Raw genomic sequence first — 21,750 nt, forward strand, 5'->3', positions numbered from 1 at the left:
CGCAACCTTATCGCAAATGAAAAAAACATTTCTACTATCCGTTCTCCTTTTTACCATGGCTTTTGCAAAAGCGCAAAGCAATACCGAAGAATATATAGCTAGTCATGCGGAACACGCACAAGAGCTTATGCGAACACATGACATTCCGGCAAGCATTATTTTAGCCATAGCCATTCACGAATCGGCCGCCGGAACCAGTAAAATTGCCCGCTACCTTAATAATCATTTTGGTGTGAAAGGCGAAAACAGCAATACCGAAATTCGTTCTGCATATAGAGATTACCCCACTGTTGATTCTTCTTACAATCATTTCATTTCCTTTTTGCAAAGCAGAACACATTTTAACAGCTTGTTCGATAAATATGACCAGTACGATTACAGAAACTGGGCAAAAGGTATACAAAGAGGTGGTTATGCGCACAGCAGAACTTGGTCATCGCAAGTTATTGCATTAATTAAAAAATACGAGCTTTACGAATACGACGAGCGCCCAGAAGATTATGTAGAACCTGTTATTGCGGCTCCGGTTTACAAAAAAAGTTCTGTTGCTAAAAGAGTTAGAACCTATCTTGTTAAAAAGGGTGATAATCTAAATAAAATTGCCAAAAAACTAGGCACATCGGCAACGGCTTTGATGAAGAAAAACAACTTAAAATCTGCCGCATTACAACCTGGGCAGAAAATTAAAATATAAACAGCAATGAGAAATATTACGCTCCTAGCAACCATAGCCATTTTGTTTTTAGGCTCATGTAAATCGAGGCAGTATAGCCGCAATAATAAGCAAATTGAAAAGGCGGCGAATAAGCAAAATCCAAATTATACTTCGTATACCACCACCAGTTATATAGATGCTTTTAAAACAGTGGCTATAGAAGAAATGAATGCTTACGGTATTCCGGCCAGTATTACTTTGGCGCAAGGCATTATCGAGTCGGGTAGCGGCAGTAGCAGCTTGGCCAAATACGCCAACAACCATTTCGGTATTAAATGCACATCTGACTGGAAAGGCAAAGCTTATTATAAAGATGATGATAGAAGCAACGATTGTTTTAGAGTTTATAAAGATGCTCGAGAATCGTACAAAGACCATTCTGAATTTTTAAAGAGAAAGCGCTACAGCTTTTTGTTTGAGCTAGATAAAAACGATTATAAAAACTGGGCAATCGGGTTAAAAACTGCTGGTTACGCTACCAATCCGAAATATCCGGATTTGTTAATTGGCATAATAGAGAAGTACAAGCTTTACCAATACGATCAGCCTGAATCTGAAAGAGAGAAAATTAATAGAGAAGACCGCGTTTTTACAGAAATAAATGCCAATATCCCTGTTGAACAGAAAAAGTTTACCCCGGTAAGCGTTGCGCCAAAAGATCCACCTACTAGCACTACGCCCCTTGTTCCGGGCGACAAATATTATGTGGTTAAGCAAGGCGATACGCTGTTTAAAATATCGCAACTTTATAAAATTAGTATTGATGATTTGAAGGCTTTAAACCAGATAACGGACAACAATATTAAGATTGGACAAAAACTCTTAGTAGTTAAATAATGTTAAGTTAAGCATTAACTATTTGCTTAAATTGTAGTTTTGCTGCAACAAATGAAACGAGCGTTTATACTTTTCCTTTTATCGCTTTGCGGTACACAATTACTTGCCCAAAATAAAATGGTGCAGGGTTTTGTGGTTGATGTAGAAAGCAAAAATCGCCTGGCTAAAGTGTATATCTATAATCCGGCTAACGACGAAGGAATTTACAACAACGCCAAAGGCGAGTTTACTACAGGGGCGAAACTTGGCGATACCATTTTTGCTGCGCTTCCGGGATATGGAATGGATACCGTTATTTACAAAGGTCAGGCTGCAATTGTTTTTCAGCTTAAATCTTTAGGTATAAGGCTTAAGGAAGTTAAAATTACCGGGAAAGTTCCCACGCCTGCCGAAGCGTACGCCAATAAGCAAAAAGAGTTTAAATATGCTTTAGACCGAGGTAGTAGCAAAGACTTGCTAAATTTGAGTCAGCGTGGTGTTGGTTTGGGTATTGATGCAATTTATAATTTGTTAAGTAGGCAAGGGAAAAACGCTCGTCACCTGCAATCTATTTTAGAGAAAGATTATCGGGAAGAAATAATTGATTTCAGATATAGAAAAGATTACGTTAAAAATCTAGTTGACATACCAGAAGCGGATCTTAACGATTTTATGTTGCAGTACCGCCCAACTTATACCTTTGTGTTAACGGCTTCTGAGTATGCTTTTATAAATTTTATTACCAATAGTTACGCATCTTACAAGAGAAACCCCTCCATGTTTAGGTTGCCTGCTTTACCTCGTTACCCAATACCACCACAAGGACAATGAGGGCATGGATAATCGTTTTCAGTAAACTTCCGGCACAAGGCATGGCTATTTTTCCATTTATTTTGGTAAAACGAAGCGCTTTAAAAAACGACGTTTTTTTGATCAACCATGAAAAAATACATTTTAAACAACAGCTCGAATTGTTACTGATATTTTTTTACATTCTTTATTTTCTGAACTATTTCATCAATCTTTTTAAATACAAAAATCATCATCAAGCATATTTAAATATTTGTTTCGAAAGAGAAGCTTACAGGCACGAAAAAGATTTGAAATATCTAGCTAATAGAAAGTTGTTTAGCTGGATAAATTTTTATTCTGTGTAATTTTTCATTTTCTTTGTAATACACATGAAGAATCTCCTATTAGTTTTAATATCCTTATTTACGTTTACCTTAAATCTTGTAGCGCAAGAGATAGACACTATTCCTATCCCTACTAAAGATTTAGATATTAAATTGAAGCGTAGTCCGTTGCCTAGCAGAACCGGAACAATTTTATTTAAACCGGTAACTTTTACGCCGGCTGTGGTAAATGCAAAAATCAATTACTGGAAAACCAGAACACAGGTTGGGCTTAACGTTAACCAGGCTTCTTTTAGTAACAACTGGAATGGTGGTGGGGTAAACTCTATTGCAATTGGCGGTTTAGTAAACTATAAAGCAGAATACAGCAAGGAAAGTTATAGCTACAGTAGCGAGGTTATTTTGCAATATGGCAAGGTTAAGAATAAGGACCAACTGCAGAAAAAAACCAACGACCGTATTTTTTGGGATAACAAAGCTGCAGTTCAGATCTCAAAAAACTGGTATTTCTTCGGTTCGGTTAGTTTCGAATCTCAGTTTGATAAAGGTTTTGCATATAGCAGAGATGCGTCTGGAACAGAGCAAGAGCGATTGCTTTCTAAATTTATGTCGCCGGGCTATTTAACAGAATCTTTTGGTTTCGAATATAAGCCTGATAAGTTTTTCTCTACTCGTATTGGTACAGGTACTGCCCGCCAAACTTTTGTTTTAGATACTACTATCTATAAAACAAACGCGAATAATTTTGGTGTAGAACGTGGTAAAAGAGTGAGGAACGAATTGGCATTTTCTATAGTATCAAATTTTGAAAAAGAGGTTTTTAAAAATGTTACGCTTAGAACAAAGTATAACATGTTTATCCCTTACGATAATTTTGGGCATATTGACCACAGATTGGATGTTGCAATCATTTCTAAAATTAACCGTTTTATGAATGTTTCTTTATCTGGCGTTGGTTTATATGATAGAGACACCGACGAAAAGATACAGGGATCGCAAACGCTGGCGCTTGGCTTGGCATTTTCGTTTCCGCGGTGATGTGGTTCATTAGTTCATTGGCTCATCTGTTAATTAGGTTGAAAGATAAGTAGTTGATACTGATAAATGCAGCGTTTTAATATGCTCTATACGATGATTAAAAATCACCTTATTTTTGCGTAAATCTGTGAGAGAAAAAATTTAACTGATAGAAAGGCGATTTCCTAATGAACTACTGAACGAATGAAGCAATTAAGCTTTCTTCTTAATCAAGTTCAAATAATCTACATAATACAAAACCTTAATAGACAAACTATTATTCTGCGGACCAGATACAATGTTGCTAAAGTTTCTGTTGTATCTCTTCATCAAAAACTTCTCATTAGTTTCTGCAGCGTTTTTGTAGGTTACACTTAACTCGCTCCCAGGAGAAAATACCCAAGAGTACACCAAATCGATGTTAAAAACATTATAGTTTCTATCTACGTTTTGCAAAGCCGGGCCATTGTAAGCATCTAATCCACCTTCATTATTTAAACCGAAAAATTCTTTGTTTCTCCTGTCAGACCAATAATGTCTCACACCCAATTGAATCCCCATTCTGTTGCTGAAGCTATATTTAGCATCCATCGTGTTTTCAACCGTGTTTCTATCATACCTAGAAAATACAGATTGTGCATTGTTAAAGCCAACCCAGTTTACATAATTATAGCTCGGACTATAGTTTAAATCCAATCCGAAAGCTAACCTGTCGTTTACCCTTAAATTTTGGAAAAGGTAAAAGTTATAGTTTTTGCCATTAAACATTGCAACTTTCGTCATTCTAATATTTCCGCCAAAATTATACGCTTTAGCTCGGTTCGGATTTACATAAATCGCTAATCTAAAGCTTTCTGGCGCTCGGTAAACTTGACCGTTTCTTGATTCGTAAAAATCATTTGATTTTGCCAACCAATTTCCATTTAATTCTGCCGACCAAAGATTTTTAAACTGTACATACATCCCCGGGAAAACGCCAAAATTTTGGTAGTCGCCAGGACTAAATCGCCTAGAGTATTCAACTTCTGTCCAAGCTTGCAAAGAGTTAAACCACTTGCTTGGTTTGTAAATGTTGTAAGCAAAATTTAAAGACTGATCTAGGAAATTATTATTAGTATAGAAACCCATGTCTGATGGATCGAAATTCTTGTCAGAAAATTCTTGCCCGTAATTAAACGTAAATGTTCCGCTCTTCTTACCAAGGCTTAATTCGTAACTGTAGCCCTTTCTGTTTTCCTTATCAGGATCTGCCGTAACGTAGCTCATTTTAACTGCTCCATCTATAAAATAAGCGTTCTTTTTATCATTAAAATTGAAAAGCGCCGCACTAACGTTTGCATCATATGCGCTACCTTGCCTTAAAACATTAGTATTAATTACACTCACCGAACTGTTGTTTTTTAAAGTTTGGTCTAATACTAAAATATTATAGTTTGTTAACGGCTGGCTAACAAACCTGCTTCTGTTACCATTTTCGTCCTCAACCTCGGTATACATTTTATTGGTGATGGCATTAAAAACACCAATTCCTAAACCATCGGCAGTACGTCCTGAAATTTTAGTAGCATTTAGCACTTTTCCTTCTTGCGGATTTTTAATCACCTTATCGGTGGTTTTTAGTTTGCTGTTATCAAAATAGGATGGAATTGAACCGATTCTTTTTGAATAGAATAAATCGCCTTTGTTAAACAGCTCTGTTCCTTCAGTAAAAAACTGTCGGTTTTCATTAAATTTTACTTCAAAGGGAGTTAGGTTTAGCACGCGATAATCACTTTGTACTTGTCCAAAATCTGGTATCAATGTCATATCCAAAGTAAAACTCTGATTAATTCCATACTTCACATCCATACCACCGTTTATGGTCGTTTGTCTATTTTTCACCCCTGGTGTATTATACGGATAATGGTTTACCAAGGTTGATAAGTATGGCGAAAAAGATAAACGTAAAGGTGCTTTTATACGTTGCAAACCTTCTAAAATTCCGCTTTGGTTAACGAAACCATCAACTTTCGGATCAACAAAGTTCCAAAATGTTTGTCGGTTGGTGCCCGTACGTTTTCTCGTAATGTTTAAGCCCCAATTTTGTATATCCTTACTAGAAAAACGCAAAGCTGAATAGGGAATTTTAATTTCTGCGGTCCAGCCATTATCGTCTAAACGAACTTCGCTATCCCAAACTGCATTCCACGTTGGATCCTCGCCAGCAATTAGCGAATATTTGGCATCAAACTGAACACCTGCTGCAGTAACAAAAAAACCGTATCCATTAACGCCATCCAAAAAAGTGTCAAAAACTACTCCTACAAAATCTGCATTGCCGATATTATCCCTTGCTACCAATTCATGCACAACGCTATCAGGCTTATCATACATTCGTGCCGAAATATAAATGGCATAGTCATCGTACAAAAACTTTATTTCGGTTCTGCCATCTTTCGGTTCTACTCTGCCAGGAACCGGTCTTAGCTCTATAAAATCTGTTGCTGTTGCTGCGCTATTCCAAACCGCATCATCTAACAAACCATCTATTTTAGGGCTTACAGTAGTTCTTTGCGCCTGAATTTTCTTTTTTACAGGTATTTGTGCATAGCTAAAAACTGCACAAAACACTAAAGTCAGGGCAACTGAAATCTTTTTCATTTATTTGGTTTGTATTGATGATGAGACACTGCTTGTTAATGGTTTGTTGCACCAACTGTAAAATATATTTTTACTGTTTTTTGGACATAAGAATTCCCCTGCAAAACTTGTATTGTTTTAAAGCTATTTGAACTTAAATGCTGGAAATTTTCGAGTTTTATGGAGGATAAAGATTGCATCTTAATTTGTTGATGCAATCTTTATATGGAAGGAATTACAATTTGTAAAGCACTTTTTTCTCTATATACTTATCAATTGTGGCGTAGTTGTATCCTTTCTTTTTCAATTCGGAGATAAATTTTGGTGTGGTTCCTGTTGCCTTTGCTCCAACTACTGCATCGATAGTTAGCGTTTTGAAACCCAGTTTTTTATAATCTGTGTAATCTTCTGCAGTTAAACCAAGTGCTTTCATCGAAATAAACGCCTCCGATGATAATTCACCAAGCCCTAAAGACTCGAAGCTTTTACAGTAAGCTGGCGTAACACCCAGAGATTTCATGGCCATTAACTCATCATCAGAGAAATTTAGCCCAACCGATGTGAACGTTTTAACATATTGAGGCGTAATATTCATTGCTTTTTTAGCAACTGCCATTTCAAATTCGTCATCTTCGTCAATATCAACATGGGCGTTAATTTTATGATCGGTTCTCGTATTAATTTTTGGTTTATTATCAACAACCTTAGCATCTAAAGCATCACTTGTTTCCTTTGCATTTCTGGCATCTTTTAAAAATTTACCGTCTATACCTTGCGCCTTTAGCGTTATTAACTTGCTTGCTGTAATGTTTTTATAACCCGAACTTTCAATATCTCTTATAAACGCCGCATCTACATCTAAAGCTTTTAAAGGAATGATATCTTGCAGGCTTAAATTAGCTAAACCAGCTTTTTTTAACGATGCAATGTATTCTCCGGTAACGTTCATTGCTGAAAGCGGAATCAAATCATCTTTTGAAATATTTGTATAACCCTGTTTTTTAAGCGTAGTAACAAATTCTCTTTTCAGCTTGGTCATAAAAAACACCATTCCATCTTTGTCCTTATTTGTACTAACGCCTTCTTTTTCTAAAAAGGAGAAGAAGCCGTCATCAGCAACAAATTCATAAGAACCCATTCCTGTTTTCCCGTCAAACTTACCCGTAAACTGAATCGTTCCTGCATCTCTAGCTAAAGAAAATATTCCCTTTTCGCTAGTAGGTAAATTTTTAAATTCAGTTAGTAAAAAATCGTTATTGCTGTAATTGTTTCCACCCTCTTCATCTTCAAGGCGGATGCTAATTTTGTCGTTTTTAATGGTTGCAAACCAAGTACCCTTATTAGAAATTTGGGCAAATTTATTGTTGTTTGCTACCGTCGTGTTGATGGCTGATTTTCCGAAAGCTACAGGCTCGTTCAATAGAGAAATAAATACAAGCAATAGCGGAACAATACATAGATATTTCCATGTAGAGTTAATATTTGATTTTTTTGAGTTCATCATGAGTAATCTTTTTTTAAGAATAGATTGATTGTAATTTGTGGTTAAACTTGCAGGGAAGTGTGGTGCAGAAACCTTTACCAGGCTCATTTGATAACTAGTGGGTTCAATATCCGAATGTGCTAACAGTTCGTTATCTGTTAAAAACTCTAAATTGTCTTCCATCGCTTTGCGATAAAACCACGCAAACGGATTAAACCATTGAAAAACGAGCGCTAATTCTGCTAAAATAATGTCGTAACTATGCCCCTGTTGGATGTGGATTTTTTCATGGAGAATGATTTGACTGTAAGTATCCCAGTCGTACTTATCAGGATTAATAAAGATATTGTTGGCAAATGAGCATGGCGCCTGCTCACCAGAAACTTCAACAATCCTAAATCTTCCATCCTGAATAAAAGGCTTAGCGTAACTTTTGTACAATAAAACGCTTAGCTGAAAAAGGAAATTTAGACCGAAAATTGCTACACCAAACCAATATGCCCATACTACTACGTCTAGTAGCGATACATCCTTGAAAAAGGATTCTTCTGTTTTAGCAACATTGGGAGCCGTGTTTTTAACTGGAGTTGTTGTTATTTCTTGTTTGTGGCTATCCTTAACTTGTAAATTAAAAGCAGGTGTTTCCTCGCTCACTTTTCTAAGCGACCATTGTTCTGGTACCGGAATTAACGGCAAGCTAAAAGACAGTACTAAGCAACCTAACAACACAAATCTATTAAGCGGAAAGAAGGTTTCTTTCTGCAAGAAAATTTTATAAAAAAGAAAACATCCAGCTAAAATCAGCGCAACGTTTAAGGCATAAAGTATCATGGCTTTTTCGATTTAATTAGGTTTACAATTTCAGTTAATTCTTCTTCAGATAGATTTTGTTCTTTGGCAAAAAATGCAAGCATACGCGGATATGAATTATCAAAATACTGGCTTACGACGTCTTTTAAGGCATGTTTCTGATACTCTTCTCTGCTAACTAGCGGAAAATAGCAAAACATATTACCCACAACATCATGTCCTAAAAATCCCTTTTCCTCCAAAATTTTAACCATGGTTGCAACACTGTTATAATGAGGTTTCGGATCTGGAAGAATTGGAATTATATCTCTAATAAAAGCTTTCTCCATATCCCAAAATGCTTGCATAATTTGTTCTTCTCTTTTCGCTAATTTTATCATCTCCATAAATTTATACAACGAAGGTAATACTAATTAATTAATAACAATACTAATTGATTAGTAGATAGGTAACTTTTATGTTACTTTGAAAAATAATACCCGTAATCGATCGGAACAGACCTTTTTTTAAAAGAAAATTTTTAGGTTTCAGATGAATTAAAGTTATAAGGCAATCTTAAAGCCAATAGAAAATGGCAAAACAAATGCTGCTTAAGCTTGACATTTACGAGATTACGATTGTGGGCTTAGCTTAAAAATTAATATCTTTGCGAGATTAAGAATTAGACAAATTATGTTTGAAAATTTACAGGATAAGCTAGATAGAGCATTTAAAGTTTTAAAAGGACAAGGAAGCATTACCGAAATTAACGTGGCCGAAACCATGAAAGAAATTAGGAAAGCTTTATTGGATGCCGATGTAAATTACAAAACAGCCAAAGCTTTTACCGACGAAGTAAAGGTTAAAGCGTTAGGACAGAACGTATTAACTTCTATCTCTCCAGGCCAATTACTTACCAAGGTAATGAACGACGAACTTGCTGCTTTAATGGGCGGCGAGGTTACCGAACTTGATTTAAAGAACAACCCAACCATTATATTAATTGCCGGTTTAAACGGTGCTGGTAAAACCACGTTTACGGGTAAGCTTGCTTTGCATTTAAAAAGCAAAGGCAAAAAACCGCTTATGGTGGCCGGCGACGTTTATCGCCCTGCGGCGGTAGATCAATTACAGGTTTTAGGCGAGCAAGTTGGCGTACCTGTTTACGCTAACAAAGATTCTAAAGATCCTATTGCTATCGCTTTAGAAGGTATTGCAGAAGGCAAGAAAAACAACAACAATGTAATTATTATCGACACGGCTGGTCGTTTATCTATAGACGAAAGCTTGATGAATGAAATTGCTGAAGTTAAAGCGCAAACTAAACCTCACGAAATTCTATTCGTAGTGGATTCGATGACGGGTCAGGATGCGGTTAATACAGCAAAAGTATTTAACGATAGATTAGATTTTACAGGTGTAGTTTTAACTAAATTAGACGGTGATACCCGCGGTGGTGCTGCTTTATCTATTAAATCGGTTGTAGATAAACCAATTAAATTTATTGGTACGGGCGAGAAAATGGATGCGCTAGATATTTTCTATCCAGATAGGATGGCTTCGCGTATCTTGGGCATGGGCGATGTGGTGTCTTTAGTGGAGAGAGCGCAACAGCAGTTTGATGAGAAGGAAGCTGCAGAATTGCAGAAGAAAATCCGCAAAAACAAATTCGATTTTAACGATTTCTACAACCAAATCCAGCAAATCAAAAAAATGGGTAACATGAAAGATTTGATGGGCATGATACCTGGAGTTGGTAAAATGATGAAAAACGTAGACATAGAGGACGATGCTTTTAAAGGTGTTGAAGCCATTATCCAATCGATGACACCATTTGAAAAAGAAAATCCAGATAGTATACAGCAAAGCAGAAGAGTGCGTATTGCTAAGGGTTCTGGAAGCAAAGTAGAAGATGTAACCAAACTTATTAAGCAATTTGAAGATATGCGCAAAGTGATGAAGCAATTCTCAAATCCTGCGGCAGCAGCCAAAATGATGAAGAATATGCCTAAAATGCCACAAGGTAGAATGTAATCCAAAAACATAAACACTTGCAAATCCTAACCTTTTAAGGTTGGGATTTTTTTTTGAATTCTACTTCCTTAAAGTATTTGTATTTAATAATATAAGGCGCAGTATTTTATTACCGTTTTACACAGGTAAATATCGAATAGTTTTTTGAAGCGCAATTTCCTGCTTCTATTTACATAAGTCCCGCCATACACTTTAGTCGCTTCACTCCTGCTCGTTTCTGTCGGGGCTATTTTACAAACTTATATCTAAGTCAAATCCTTTTTTTATGAATTGCTAATAATACAGCAGCCTTCTGGGTAATTATTTCTTAATACTTTTCGTACATGGCAACAAATTTCTATCTTTAATATACAATCATCCCCATAGTTTATAACATCTATTTTTTAACTCAAAAAAGTAAAATGCTTGTTAAAACTTTTGGGAGCGCCGTTTACGGTGTAAATGCCCTTACGATTACCATTGAAGTTAGCATAACAGCCGGCACCAAATATTTTGTAGTCGGCTTGCCCGATAATGCCGTTAAGGAAAGCATGTTCAGGGTAGAAAGCGCTATAAAAATGGCTGGCTACCACATGCCTAGGCAACGAATTGTTATTAATCTTGCGCCTGCAGACATTAGAAAAGAGGGCTCCGCCTACGACCTACCAATTGCTATCGGCATTTTAGCCGCATCTGGGCAAATAGACTCCGATTTGCTGGCGCAATATTTTATAATGGGCGAGCTTTCTTTAGATGGTGGCTTGCAAGCTATAAAAGGCGCACTTCCTATTGCAATACAAGCCAGAAACGACGGTTTTAAAGGTTTTATTTTGCCATTAGAGAACGCTAAAGAAGCCGGCATTGTTAACGATTTAGTAGTTTACGGTATGCAAAACCTTGCAGAGGTAATTGGCTTTTTTAAAGGTACCGAAAAACCAACACCAACCGTGGTGAATACTCGTGAGGAGTTTATGCGCCAGATAAATAATTATGAGCAGGATTTCTCTGACGTTAAAGGACAAGAGAATATCAAAAGAGCTTTGGAAATTGCCGCAGCAGGTGGCCACAATGTAATCTTAATTGGCCCGCCGGGAGCCGGAAAAACCATGCTTGCCAAGCGACTGCCTACAATTTTGCCCCCGTTAAATTTGCACGAAGCCTTAGAAAGCACCAAAATATATTCGGTAGTTGGCAAAATACCTAGTGCCAGCGCTTTGTTAACAGAAAGGCCTTTCCGATCGCCACACCATACCATTTCTGACGTTGCGCTGGTAGGCGGCGGAATGAACCCGCAACCAGGAGAAATTTCTCTGGCACATAATGGCGTTTTGTTTCTAGACGAATTACCGGAATTTAAGCGTACCGTTTTAGAAGTAATGAGGCAACCGTTGGAAGATAGAAAAGTTAGTATATCAAGAGCTCGTTTTTCTGTCGAGTATCCTTCTAGTTTTATGCTAATTGCCTCTATGAATCCATGTCCTTGTGGTTTTTTCAATCATCCAGAAAAAGAATGCTTATGTGGCCCTGGTGTTGTACAAAAATACCTGAGCAAAATATCTGGTCCGCTGTTAGATAGAATCGATTTGCATGTAGAAGTTACGCCTGTTAATTTCTCCGAACTTTCTTCATCCCGCGAAGCGGAAAAAAGCAGCGTAATTAGAACCCGCGTTATGAAAGCCAGAGCGGTGCAAGATATCCGCTTTGCGAATAATGACAGCCTACACTTTAACGCCCAAATGAGTAGCAACATGGTTAGGCAGGTATGCAAAATAGATGAGGTAGGGCAATCTCTAATTAAAAAAGCAATGGAAAAATTGGGCTTATCTGCCAGAGCTTATGACAGGATTTTAAAAGTTGCTAGAACCATTGCAGACTTGGCGGATAGCGAAAATATAGAAGCCGAACACCTGGCAGAGGCTATACATTACCGAAGTTTGGATAGGGACAGTTGGGGCGGGTAGCAGTTAATTCTGATACCTTAACAATTTCCTCATTTGGTAGAAAAACCTTTCTATCAATCTCAGTTCTTCAGTTACAATTTCCGCATTGCCTTTTAGTTCTTTATCAAAAATAAGTTGTTTGCCATAAGATGTTTTTAAGCCTTTCGGCAGAACTACTTCAACATAATAGTTACCTTCCTCATCAGGAGTAAATGCAATATGCTGAACTTTTCCTTCTATAATTCCGTACTCTTGATACTGGTAATTATCGAGCTTAATTAATACTTTTTCTCCCTCTGCTATTTTTCCAGAATTTGTTGTGGCTACAGCCATTTTTCCAATCAGTGCCAACTTATTATTAGGCAATATAGAAAGTATCGGATCTCCACGTTTTACAAACTGATTTTCGCCCCAAAATTGCTGAAAGCTAGCCACCCCGTTAGTAGAAGATACTACCAAATAATTTTGTTCCCATGCTCTTAACGAACGTCTTAATTGCTCGAACAATTGCAAAGTTTGCGAAGCAAAATTTACTTTGTCTTTTTCTGCGTTTATTGTAGTGCCGTCTTTTGTTTTATTTAGATTTGAGATGGCTTCGTTGGTTTGCGATATAGCTATTTCAACATCTTGCAAACTCTGTTGAGCCTGTAAAAACTTAATTTTTTCGTTCTCAAATTCGGAAGTAGATATTACTTTTTGGTTAAAAAGCTGTTGGTTACGCTGATAATTCTTTTTAATTAGTTCATATTTTGCCAATTCGAAAGTTTTTTGCCTTTTAAGCGTAACTATTCTGCTTTTGTAAGAAGCAATGTTTTGAGCAGTAGCTACATTTTCTGGATCGTACGGCTTAAGCCTGGAGAATAATTTTTCGTCTTGGAATGCCTTTGCAAAACTATTGTAATCGCTCTGCAACTCTCCTAATTTAAAAGTTGAGATTTGATCAAGCGGAAATGATGTCAATTGCGCCGAAGAAACGGTGTCCATTACTTTCTTTAAGGCTAGAACATCCTGATAGTTTGCAGTAGATTGTAAAACCATTAAAACTTGGTTTTTCTGCACCTTCTGATGGTCTTTAATGAAAATTTTCTCGATTTTGGAATCTGTTCTGGCTTCTAGTTTTTCTGGCGGATTTTGCGAAGTCACCGTAATTGTTGCGGGCACAAACTCCGGGTATTTGATGAAATAGCTCATCAATAAAACCATCAAAATTATTCCTAAAATTACCACATTGCCCCAACGAAACATCCAATGTGGTGGTTGCGCCAACACATCCTGAACGCTTTCAGAACGCAATTCAATATTGTCTAAAGTGTTTCTGTTAGTTTCCAAGTTCTAGCTGATTTTTGATTAACCTATAATATTCGCCTTTTTTCGCCACCAACTCATTGTGGTTTCCTTCCTCAACTACGCAACCTTTATCAAGCACAATAATTTTGTCGGCATGTTTAACAGTTGATAACCGGTGTGCAATTACGATGGCTGTTTTCCCTTTAAAAAATTGCGCTAAATTTTCGATAATAACTCTTTCGTTATTGGCATCTAAAGCACTGGTTGCCTCGTCAAAAAAAATGTAGTCTGGAGACTTATAAACGGCCCTTGCAATAAACAACCTTTGCTTTTGTCCGCCACTTACACCAATACCTTCGTTGCCAATTTTTGTATTATAACTCAAAGGCAAGTCTTCAATAAAATCTTTAACGTTTGCAATTTCAACTGCTTTTTTTAGCTTTTGCTTATCTATTACATCTTCGCCTATGGCGATGTTATTGGCTATGGTATCATTAAATACATAACTTTCCTGCATCACCACGCCACATTGGCTTCGCCAATAACTGGGCGATATATTTTTTAGATCTGTACTGCCAATCTTTACATCACCTTTTTCTGGCTCGTAAAACTTTGTAAGTAATTTTAGCAAGGTGGTTTTTCCGCTTCCGCTTGCCCCAACAATTGCTGTAGTTTTTTGGTAGGGTATAATTAGGTTTAAATCTTTAAAAACCAAATTGTCTGATCCAAGATATCTGAATGAGAGATTATTTAAAACGATATCTTTCTGCGGAATTTCTGTAGCATATTGTCCCTCAACAAGCTCTTCGTCGGTTTTATCATGAATTTCGCCTAACCTTTCCAAAGCAATTTTTGCATCTTGTGTTTCTTTAATAAAATCTATCAACTGCAGTAATGGGCTATTAAGCTGACCAATTATATACTGAACAGAAAGCATCATCCCTAAGGTAAGGTTACCATCTAATACTAGTTTTGCAGCTAAAAAACTTACTAAAATATCTTTTATCTGATTTATAAAACCACCACCTACAGATTGCCATTGCTCTAAAGAAAGTGCCTTAATTTTGATTTTGAAAAGCTTTACTTGCAGAAATTCCCAACCCCATCTTTTTTGCTTTTCGGCATTATGCATTTTTATTTCCTGCATTCCGTTAATCAGTTCTATTACCATACTTTGCTCTTGCGAAACCTGCGAGAACATTTTATAATCTAATTCCTTTCTTTTTTTAAGGAAAAAACTGATCCATGCGATGTAAAGAATGGCGCCAACTAAGTAAACCACAAACAGTCGGTAATCGTACACTAAAAGCACAATGCTAAAAATGACTAGATTAACCATAGAGAACAGCGTATTTAAGGATGAGCTGGTTAAAAGTTGCTCTATGCGATGGTGATCGTTAATCCGTTGCATGATATCTCCGGTCATTCTGGTATCAAAGAAACTGATGGGAAGCCTCATTAATTTGATAAAGAAATCTGATATGATGGAGATGTTTATTCGGGTAGAAAGATGCAATAAAATCCAGCTTCTGATAATGTCTATACCCATTTTGCCCATAAAAAGCATAACCTGGGCCAATAAAATCAAATAGATGAAATTTATATCCTGATTTTGTATACCAACATCTACGATACTTTGTGTAAGAAAAGGAAAAATAAGCGACAGTAAACTTCCCGCCAACAAGCCAACTGCCAACTGAATTACAAGCGATTTATATTTAATTAAGTATCTAGATAGAAAAGCGAAACTTGTCTTTTTTTCTTCCTCATCAAACTCGTTTTTATAAAATGATGGGCTGGTTTCTAAAATAAGCGCAATACCTTCTTCGGTTTGCTCATTTGCATTTTCTCCAATCCAATGTTTGATAAATTCTTCTTTAGTATAGGTAATTAAGCCGTAACTTGGATCAGAAACATAAACCTTATTTGTTTTATCAATAGCATAAACCACTACGTAATGGTTTTTATTCCAATGCACAATGCATGGCAATGGTGCCTCGGCAACCAACGTATCAAAATCTATTTTAACTCCTAAAGTTCTAAAACCTAAATGCTCTGCGGCGTTGCTAAGCCCCAACAAACCACTTCCCTCTCTGGTAGTTTCAGAAAGTGTTCTAATTTGCTGTAGCGGAATGCTTTTATTATAGTGTTTTGCTATAATGCGCAAGCAAGTAGGACCACAGTCTTTAGCATCTGGTTGTTTATAGAAAGGGAATTTTTTAAGCGCCATTATCGGTTGTTTTTATAGGCTATAATTTTGTATTGCTTTTTGTTTAAGCGGATTAGTACTCCACTCGTCCCATTGGTTAGTATACGGATCGTAACCACATTTTAGAGGTTTGGAAACATCTAAGCCTTCTTTGTTGATATGAGTTTGTTCTGTAAACGCTCTGCAATCTGTGCATACATTTCTGAATTCACAGTGTTTACATACGTTGATGTCGTCTTTGGTGAGATTCCAATAGTTGGTAAAATTTTGCTGTAAAAGCACATCTTCCAAGCTTGTTTCATTTATATTCCCAAAGCTTTGAAGCATTGCCGGGCAGTTTTTTATATTTCCTTCGGCATCTATTCCAATCTTTTTGTTCAGGCATGAGTTATGATTGATCGCCTCTAAGACCTTTTTGATGTTTGTATCGAAATATTTTAAATCTACCTTACCACAAGAATTGATTTTTAGATTTTGTTGAGTGAATAAAAGCTCGAACTTGAAAGTATTTTCTACTTTAAAGGGTTCTTTTTCGCAATTGTAAAATACCAGGTTATATATCCTCGAGGCATTTTGACTTAGATGCTGAATAAAAGCTTCATCAATTTCGGTTTGATAGGGTGCGAAGACCTCTAAACTTTCAATGGTTGAATTTTCAAAATCCTTTTCAAGTTTCAAGAAATCTTCGAGAGAAGCTTTACCCTTACAAAAAATAACCAAATGGGATATTTGTAAATTGTCAATCGACTGGATTAGGTTTTTTGGAATGGCTAATTCATTTCGTTCCATAAATAGATTCGAAATTTCGCTATAGTCAACATACTCCAGAGAAAGTGGAGCAAAGTTTCTATCCCAATCTCCGGCAGTAACAAAACCGTATTCTTTTTCTAGCAAAAAGTCCAAATATTCCTGCGCTATTTCTTTGGATTCATCATCATAAAAAGCAAATACCTCTTCAATAGAATTGGTTTTAAATTCATCTATAATTTCACACAACTCTAATGATTGCAACTCAGAGTTGTTTCGTTGTAAATCGGAAACTAGAATTCGGTTTGCGCCTTTTGTTATTAAAATACTGCTATATAAATTGAAATACCTCATAACATTTTTACAAGTTTTTTGTAAGGAATGGATTGACTATGAAAATCTGTTTGAATTTTCGAAATTTTAATATAATCTGTAGTTGGTTTCAAGGTTTTAAAATCTCTTTCTCCAAATACTTCGATATATTTATAGGTTAGAAGCAATCTTTTTTCTTCGTTGAATAATATTTTCATAAAAATTGTGCTATTTCTTTGTCTAATGAATAATTACAAATGGAGGACAAGCCCAAGAACTGGCCTAATGGATTGATTTCAAGAAAGTAGAATTTGCCATCTTTTCCCTTAATAAAATCTGCCGAACCGCAGTTTACATCCAAAACCTGGAAGAGCTTTGTTAAGCAAATCTCAATTTCAGGTGGTAAATTGTACGGCACATTTCGATTAGGAGTTTGTACATTATATTTCCTGTAATCTGTTTTAGTTTGCTTGTCATTTTGAGAGATTATAGCAGTTGACCATATTTTGCCATCGAGGTAAAAACTTCTTATTTCATACTCTTTTTCAATTTTATCTTGAAAGAAAGTAGGGAAAAACGGCTTTTTTTCATGTTCAGCAACCACAGCAGTGTACAGTATGCCATCATAGTTTTCGTTTACAGCCTCTAAAATTATATTCTCAGTATAGGATTTTGTAATCATTTTATTGATGATTACGTCATCTGTATTTTCAGCCAAAAAATACTTTGGAACAAGTAAGCCTACCTTTTGTGCCTCCTCCAAAACCAATAACTTATTTAACTTACTATTTCGCTGTTTATTGATATGTTTTTTAGATTCTAATTTTTTAATAACATAATCTTCCAGCCAGTGGTAAGCTTCGTTCATGTTTAGGTTAACGGCTGGGTTTTTATAAGTTTCCCGTTTAAACTTCAATCCGCCACCCCTTCTGTACCAAACGCTAGAAATATCTTCCAGAAAAAAGCTGTTTCTGTAACTCTCCAGAAAGAATTTTTTGTTGATAATTTTTATTTCAAAAAACTCATCCTCATGCACTCTTATATATGACTTGTTCATTTTATTTAACCACATTAAAACCTCATTCGTTGTAGGTTCTAAATTCGATGACAGTATTAAAATCATATTTTGGGCATTTATATTTTTACGGTAGTTTTAACAAGAGGCGTAAATACATTGATGATAAATTTTAATGGTTGCTTCGAAAATTGAAGCAACCATTAAAATCTTAGTTAGCTCCGTTCCAGTTTCCCATGTCAGAACTTGGACCGGTAACAGCACGCTGGCATGTTCTGCCCACATATGCTCCGCCATTGCTTTCGTAGGTGTCATATTCTACAGCACTGCTTGGATATTGGCTTGGGCAAGCAACATTTGATCTGATCCAATATAAACCGCCTTGAATTGTTGATAAATCAGTTAATTTTTTGTTTTCTAATGAAGAAAGAGTCTTCATTCCGTCTAATTTTTTCATGTTTTTAAGTTTTAAATATCCTCCCGATGAGATGATATAGTTAATAATTTAAATTTTACTACCAATTGTTACCAACCTCGCAGTCTGTAGGGTCCCAACCTCTCATTATCCATTTGCCATTCGAATAATGATCCACATCTCTCATGCCTTTGTCATTTAAAAAATTAGAGTAAACTGTTGAATATTGACTAAGAAGTCTACCGCCTTGAACGGCAGTTAAGTCTGTTAACTTTTTGTTCTCAAGTGAAGAAAAGCTCTTCATTCCATTTAACTTTTTCATTAAAGATTAATTTAAAATTGATTGAAAATTCACCACTTTACCCGGGCGTTAGGGTTGTTGCCGGCCAGCTATTTATAATCGTGCTTTTGTACGTCTACGCCAACACGATGGTATAAATCATCTAATTGTTGATGGTTTTATCTATCATCAACATTTTAAATTTCGCCATATTCGCTACCGCGTGTATATCGAAACTCATATCTGAATGCTTTGGACTGATATGCGCCAAATTTTTACGATTATTCGTTGTTGGCTAGCAGATTTATGGCGCTAAGGCCTGTTGTTTAGGGAGCGGGCGCTCGGTGTAACGTAGGTTTACGTATGTTTTAAAGGAAGTGATAGCCCAAATTCTGGGCAAAAAAAAAGCAGGATTAAAAATCCTGCTTTTTATTAAATGGTATTTCGATAGTCCGTTGCTACATCGTCAACCTTGTCTGTAAGGTCTCTTTTGTAAGCTTTAGCTTTCTCTAACCATTCTGGCGCTTGATCTTTTATATCATCTACAACAGATCTGCCTGTAATTTCGTCCTTTTTTGTAAGGTATTTAACGGCTCCGTATATCGCGGCTCCAATTAATGCTGTTCTAATTAATCCCATAGGTTTATTTTTTAAATGGAACAATAACAACAACTTAAAAGTTTTCGCTTTGCTAAAACTATTTCATCTATAAGTTTATTCTCTCTTGAGCGCTCTATCAATTAATCGCCCAACATCTTCCACTTCTTTGTTCTCTTCCAGAATCGGTTCGTCGGTTTTATAGTCAATACGCATCCATTTCTTATTTCTGTTGCGCAACAATTGCATATGCTCTGCACCAGACTTGAAGATGGTAAAAGTTCCTTCCTCCTCCGGTATAATCTCGTAAACTATACCATTAACTTTTATGTAAAACGATTCTTCTTCCATATATTATTAAACTTCGCTTTGCAAGTTAGCTAAATCTGTTTCTTCTAAAACTATTCTTACAGATTGTCTATTATCCTTATAGGCCCACTTAATTAACCTTATTTTGCCAGCGGCGATTTCTATGCCGGTAATATCACCATCACTAAAACAGCAACAGCCTGTATTAAAATAATTTGGTTTGTAAGCTGTGAACGTAGGCATGGTGGCTCCCATTATTTGCTCCTTTTTCATCTGATCTAGCAATTTCTCTTCCGCCAGCTTATCATTTGCCTTCCTGGCTTCATCAAGCTTAATATAAATACGCTCTAAATGCGTTAAAGAGTTAAATACCGGTTGGTGTGTATGCCCAGTTATTAAAACCGACGCTTGATTAGCTGCCCACTCGTACATAAATTGGTTATGAGCAGACTTTAACTGATTATTAAATGCCGGCGTGTTAGGGTTAATGCGCAGATAGGCTTGCAAAGGCGCCCAAACTCTAGAAACAAACCACTTACTAAACCAATTTCCATCGCTAGCTAAATCGCCTTGATGGCCATGCGTTAAAAATATTGATAATGGCCTGTTGCCAATTATTGTTTGCAAAATTAGGCCTTCGTACACCTTAACCTTCTGACCATATATTTTTTCTAACTGATAACCCGCAAGTGGATCATTATCCCAATATAAATCATGGTTGCCAAAAATCTTTATAAACGAACTTCTCTCCAGAAACCGTCGTTCAATATCAAACGATGCTTTATTATGTTTTTTAACGGCATCCAGTGTATTTTCCCAAAGTTCTTCGCTATCGCCTAAACTTATAAAGGTGTATAAATTACTGTTGTAATAATTTAAGGCCGATAGATAATTATCATTGGCAAAGCCGAAGTCATCCGCATAGTTTCTTGCACCTTTATGTTGGTCGGAAAAAATAATATAAGGCGTTTTTTCGTCGAAGGTAAGCAATAAACCTCGTTTACCCGAGGCGTCTAAAATTTGACCATAAAGTGCTGTTAAAGCCTGATGAACCCGCTCCTTTTTTGGTCGCGAGGCAAATTTATTAGCCATTCTAATAACAAAGCCACTCAATAATTTTTGCAAGATTTTCCGCATATCAATGAATGGCTAAATTATACTAAATTTCTTCTTCGTCCTCTTCCTCATCTAAAGGAGGATTTTCTTGATAAGCAGTTATCAAAGTTCCAATCTGATTAACTTCTTCATCGTATTCAAATAAAGGCAACGCAGTTTCTTTATCAAATTTTATCCATTGTTCGGCATCATCTTTTTGAATCTGCACATATTCTTTGCCTTCTTTAAATATTACGTAGGTATCATTTCCCTCTGGAAAAACGGCATAATTAATTGCCCCGATTTCTAAATCAAACGGTTGTTGCATGGTTAATTCTTTTGTTGCTGTAATTTTTTTATAAAAGCAATAAACTTAGGGCTAGCATAATTTGCTGCGCCTTCGGTATTAAATGAGATTCTTCCCATCTTATCAAATACAATTGTTGTTGGTAACGAACCTTTAAATATAATTTCGGGCATGCTACTGGCTACGTTATAAACGGGCATTTGATATTGTTTTCGGCTCATGTAAGCATTTGCTTTAGCAAAATCGCTGTCTGCATCAACCAGCAGAAAAACTACGTCTTCATCGTTTTTAAACTGCTGATAGAGCTTGTTAACTGATGGCATTTCGGCCAAACAGGGAGGGCACCAGGTAGCCCAAAAATTAAGAAATATGATTTTGCCTTTCAAATCTTCTAAGCTAACCACTTTGCCATTAACATCTTTAAATTTTACCGCAGCTAAATTGTTGGGTGCAACATCAGGATTTTCTTTTACAGAAGGATTGAATAAGCCAATTTGCATTAAACCCTGAATTACGGTTGCTTTTGCAACTGGCACAAATAGCATGAGCAAAATTACCGAAAGAAATAAGGCGCTAGTTATATAGCTTTTCCACTTTTGTTTCATACAATTAATTCTATCTACAAAGATAACTAATCGTATAAAAACAA

At 36.2% G+C, this 21,750-nt stretch carries 20 protein-coding genes; 6 read left to right on the forward strand and 14 right to left on the reverse strand.

Going from position 1 to position 21,750, the window contains the following annotated elements; genetic code table 11:
* The first annotated feature begins 16 nt into the window (after positions 1-16).
* The 4 genes from DUT69_RS01270 (at position 17) to DUT69_RS01290 (ending at position 3,705) form a co-directional block, all read left to right on the forward strand.
* Entirely contained in the window at positions 17-694 is a 678-nt protein-coding gene (locus DUT69_RS01270; protein WP_113652414.1) for a glucosaminidase domain and LysM peptidoglycan-binding domain-containing protein, read from the forward strand.
* 6 nt (positions 695-700) lie between these two features.
* Entirely contained in the window at positions 701-1,552 is an 852-nt protein-coding gene (locus DUT69_RS01275) for a glucosaminidase domain-containing protein (RefSeq protein WP_113651325.1), read from the forward strand.
* Positions 1,553-1,603: 51 nt separating this feature from the next.
* Positions 1,604-2,362, forward strand: a complete 759-nt coding sequence (locus DUT69_RS01280; protein WP_113651326.1) for a hypothetical protein — start codon at positions 1,604-1,606, stop codon at positions 2,360-2,362.
* A gap of 350 nt (positions 2,363-2,712) precedes the next feature.
* Positions 2,713-3,705, forward strand: coding sequence for a DUF3078 domain-containing protein (locus DUT69_RS01290; RefSeq protein WP_113651328.1), 993 nt, complete (start codon positions 2,713-2,715; stop codon positions 3,703-3,705).
* Between the two features lie 192 nt (positions 3,706-3,897).
* Here the strand turns inward: DUT69_RS01290 and DUT69_RS01295 are convergent, their stop codons facing one another.
* From DUT69_RS01295 to DUT69_RS01305, 3 genes are all read right to left on the reverse strand, one after another.
* Positions 3,898-6,324, reverse strand: coding sequence for a DUF5916 domain-containing protein (locus tag DUT69_RS01295; RefSeq protein WP_113651329.1), 2,427 nt, complete (start codon positions 6,322-6,324; stop codon positions 3,898-3,900).
* Positions 6,325-6,538: 214 nt separating this feature from the next.
* Positions 6,539-8,617, reverse strand: coding sequence for a M56 family metallopeptidase (locus DUT69_RS01300; RefSeq protein WP_113651330.1), 2,079 nt, complete (start codon positions 8,615-8,617; stop codon positions 6,539-6,541).
* On the reverse strand, positions 8,614-8,982 hold the full coding sequence (locus DUT69_RS01305) for a BlaI/MecI/CopY family transcriptional regulator (RefSeq protein ID WP_240186626.1): 369 nt from the start codon (positions 8,980-8,982) through the stop codon (positions 8,614-8,616). Before DUT69_RS01305 ends, DUT69_RS01300 begins: the two co-directional genes overlap by 4 nt.
* 286 nt (positions 8,983-9,268) lie before the next feature.
* On the opposite strand from DUT69_RS01305, the gene ffh reads away from it, so the two are divergent.
* Both ffh and DUT69_RS01315 read left to right on the forward strand, forming a co-directional pair.
* Positions 9,269-10,609 (forward strand): signal recognition particle protein, encoded by a 1,341-nt coding sequence (ffh, locus tag DUT69_RS01310; RefSeq protein WP_113651331.1) that lies wholly within the window; start codon positions 9,269-9,271, stop codon positions 10,607-10,609.
* A gap of 401 nt (positions 10,610-11,010) precedes the next feature.
* Positions 11,011-12,549: a YifB family Mg chelatase-like AAA ATPase gene (locus DUT69_RS01315; RefSeq protein ID WP_113651332.1), complete on the forward strand. Its 1,539-nt coding sequence runs from the start codon at positions 11,011-11,013 to the stop codon at positions 12,547-12,549.
* Positions 12,550-12,552: 3 nt separating this feature from the next.
* On the opposite strand, the gene DUT69_RS01320 is transcribed toward DUT69_RS01315, so the two are convergent.
* The 11 genes from DUT69_RS01320 to DUT69_RS01375 all read right to left on the reverse strand — a co-directional run bounded on the left by DUT69_RS01320 (position 12,553) and on the right by DUT69_RS01375 (position 21,706).
* A complete protein-coding gene (locus DUT69_RS01320; RefSeq protein WP_113651333.1) occupies positions 12,553-13,857 on the reverse strand; it encodes an HlyD family secretion protein in 1,305 nt (434 codons plus the stop codon).
* Positions 13,847-16,045: a peptidase domain-containing ABC transporter gene (locus DUT69_RS01325; RefSeq protein ID WP_113651334.1), complete on the reverse strand. Its 2,199-nt coding sequence runs from the start codon at positions 16,043-16,045 to the stop codon at positions 13,847-13,849. Before DUT69_RS01325 ends, DUT69_RS01320 begins: the two co-directional genes overlap by 11 nt.
* 12 nt (positions 16,046-16,057) lie before the next feature.
* A complete protein-coding gene (gene gwsS, locus DUT69_RS01330) occupies positions 16,058-17,125 on the reverse strand; it encodes a grasp-with-spasm system SPASM domain peptide maturase (protein WP_113651335.1) in 1,068 nt (355 codons plus the stop codon).
* A gap of 172 nt (positions 17,126-17,297) precedes the next feature.
* Positions 17,298-18,206 (reverse strand): grasp-with-spasm system ATP-grasp peptide maturase, encoded by a 909-nt coding sequence (gene gwsG / locus DUT69_RS01340; protein WP_113651337.1) that lies wholly within the window; start codon positions 18,204-18,206, stop codon positions 17,298-17,300.
* 103 nt (positions 18,207-18,309) lie between these two features.
* Positions 18,310-18,555 carry a grasp-with-spasm system A modified peptide gene (locus DUT69_RS01345; RefSeq protein WP_205314196.1) on the reverse strand — a complete coding sequence of 82 codons (246 nt, stop codon included), beginning with the start codon at positions 18,553-18,555 and terminating at the stop codon, positions 18,310-18,312.
* 58 nt (positions 18,556-18,613) lie between these two features.
* Positions 18,614-18,835, reverse strand: a complete 222-nt coding sequence (locus tag DUT69_RS01350) for a TIGR04139 family peptide modification target (RefSeq protein ID WP_113651338.1) — start codon at positions 18,833-18,835, stop codon at positions 18,614-18,616.
* A 390-nt stretch (positions 18,836-19,225) separates the two neighbouring features.
* Positions 19,226-19,432 (reverse strand): YtxH domain-containing protein, encoded by a 207-nt coding sequence (locus DUT69_RS01355; RefSeq protein ID WP_113651339.1) that lies wholly within the window; start codon positions 19,430-19,432, stop codon positions 19,226-19,228.
* Between the two features lie 75 nt (positions 19,433-19,507).
* The gene (locus DUT69_RS01360) at positions 19,508-19,741 is read right to left on the reverse strand and encodes a hypothetical protein (RefSeq protein WP_113651340.1); all 234 of its coding nucleotides are present in this window, start codon (positions 19,739-19,741) and stop codon (positions 19,508-19,510) included.
* A 6-nt stretch (positions 19,742-19,747) separates the two neighbouring features.
* Positions 19,748-20,836 (reverse strand): metallophosphoesterase, encoded by a 1,089-nt coding sequence (locus tag DUT69_RS01365; RefSeq protein WP_113651341.1) that lies wholly within the window; start codon positions 20,834-20,836, stop codon positions 19,748-19,750.
* A 22-nt stretch (positions 20,837-20,858) separates the two neighbouring features.
* Positions 20,859-21,122, reverse strand: coding sequence for a hypothetical protein (locus DUT69_RS01370; protein WP_113651342.1), 264 nt, complete (start codon positions 21,120-21,122; stop codon positions 20,859-20,861).
* Positions 21,123-21,124: 2 nt separating this feature from the next.
* Positions 21,125-21,706 carry a TlpA family protein disulfide reductase gene (locus tag DUT69_RS01375; RefSeq protein WP_113651343.1) on the reverse strand — a complete coding sequence of 194 codons (582 nt, stop codon included), beginning with the start codon at positions 21,704-21,706 and terminating at the stop codon, positions 21,125-21,127.
* Positions 21,707-21,750 lie beyond the last annotated feature (44 nt).

Origin of the sequence: Pedobacter namyangjuensis (genome assembly GCF_003313325.1) — a bacterium.
In the GTDB taxonomy this organism is placed as follows: Bacteria; Bacteroidota; Bacteroidia; order Sphingobacteriales; family Sphingobacteriaceae; genus Pedobacter; species Pedobacter namyangjuensis.

Coding starts and splice junctions, on each gene's coding strand:
- DUT69_RS01270 (WP_113652414.1), top strand. CDS start 17: ATGAAAAAAACATTTCTACTATCCGTTCTCCTTTTTACCATGGCTTTT.
- DUT69_RS01275 (WP_113651325.1), top strand. CDS start 701: ATGAGAAATATTACGCTCCTAGCAACCATAGCCATTTTGTTTTTAGGC.
- DUT69_RS01280 (WP_113651326.1), top strand. CDS start 1,604: ATGAAACGAGCGTTTATACTTTTCCTTTTATCGCTTTGCGGTACACAA.
- DUT69_RS01290 (WP_113651328.1), top strand. CDS start 2,713: ATGAAGAATCTCCTATTAGTTTTAATATCCTTATTTACGTTTACCTTA.
- DUT69_RS01295 (WP_113651329.1), bottom strand. CDS start 6,324: ATGAAAAAGATTTCAGTTGCCCTGACTTTAGTGTTTTGTGCAGTTTTT.
- DUT69_RS01300 (WP_113651330.1), bottom strand. CDS start 8,617: ATGATACTTTATGCCTTAAACGTTGCGCTGATTTTAGCTGGATGTTTT.
- DUT69_RS01305 (WP_240186626.1), bottom strand. CDS start 8,982: ATGGAGATGATAAAATTAGCGAAAAGAGAAGAACAAATTATGCAAGCA.
- ffh (WP_113651331.1), top strand. CDS start 9,269: ATGTTTGAAAATTTACAGGATAAGCTAGATAGAGCATTTAAAGTTTTA.
- DUT69_RS01315 (WP_113651332.1), top strand. CDS start 11,011: ATGCTTGTTAAAACTTTTGGGAGCGCCGTTTACGGTGTAAATGCCCTT.
- DUT69_RS01325 (WP_113651334.1), bottom strand. CDS start 16,045: ATGGCGCTTAAAAAATTCCCTTTCTATAAACAACCAGATGCTAAAGAC.
- gwsS (WP_113651335.1), bottom strand. CDS start 17,125: ATGAGGTATTTCAATTTATATAGCAGTATTTTAATAACAAAAGGCGCA.
- gwsG (WP_113651337.1), bottom strand. CDS start 18,206: ATGATTTTAATACTGTCATCGAATTTAGAACCTACAACGAATGAGGTT.
- DUT69_RS01345 (WP_205314196.1), bottom strand. CDS start 18,555: ATGAAAAAATTAGACGGAATGAAGACTCTTTCTTCATTAGAAAACAAA.
- DUT69_RS01350 (WP_113651338.1), bottom strand. CDS start 18,835: ATGAAAAAGTTAAATGGAATGAAGAGCTTTTCTTCACTTGAGAACAAA.
- DUT69_RS01355 (WP_113651339.1), bottom strand. CDS start 19,432: ATGGGATTAATTAGAACAGCATTAATTGGAGCCGCGATATACGGAGCC.
- DUT69_RS01360 (WP_113651340.1), bottom strand. CDS start 19,741: ATGGAAGAAGAATCGTTTTACATAAAAGTTAATGGTATAGTTTACGAG.
- DUT69_RS01365 (WP_113651341.1), bottom strand. CDS start 20,836: ATGCGGAAAATCTTGCAAAAATTATTGAGTGGCTTTGTTATTAGAATG.
- DUT69_RS01370 (WP_113651342.1), bottom strand. CDS start 21,122: ATGCAACAACCGTTTGATTTAGAAATCGGGGCAATTAATTATGCCGTT.
- DUT69_RS01375 (WP_113651343.1), bottom strand. CDS start 21,706: ATGAAACAAAAGTGGAAAAGCTATATAACTAGCGCCTTATTTCTTTCG.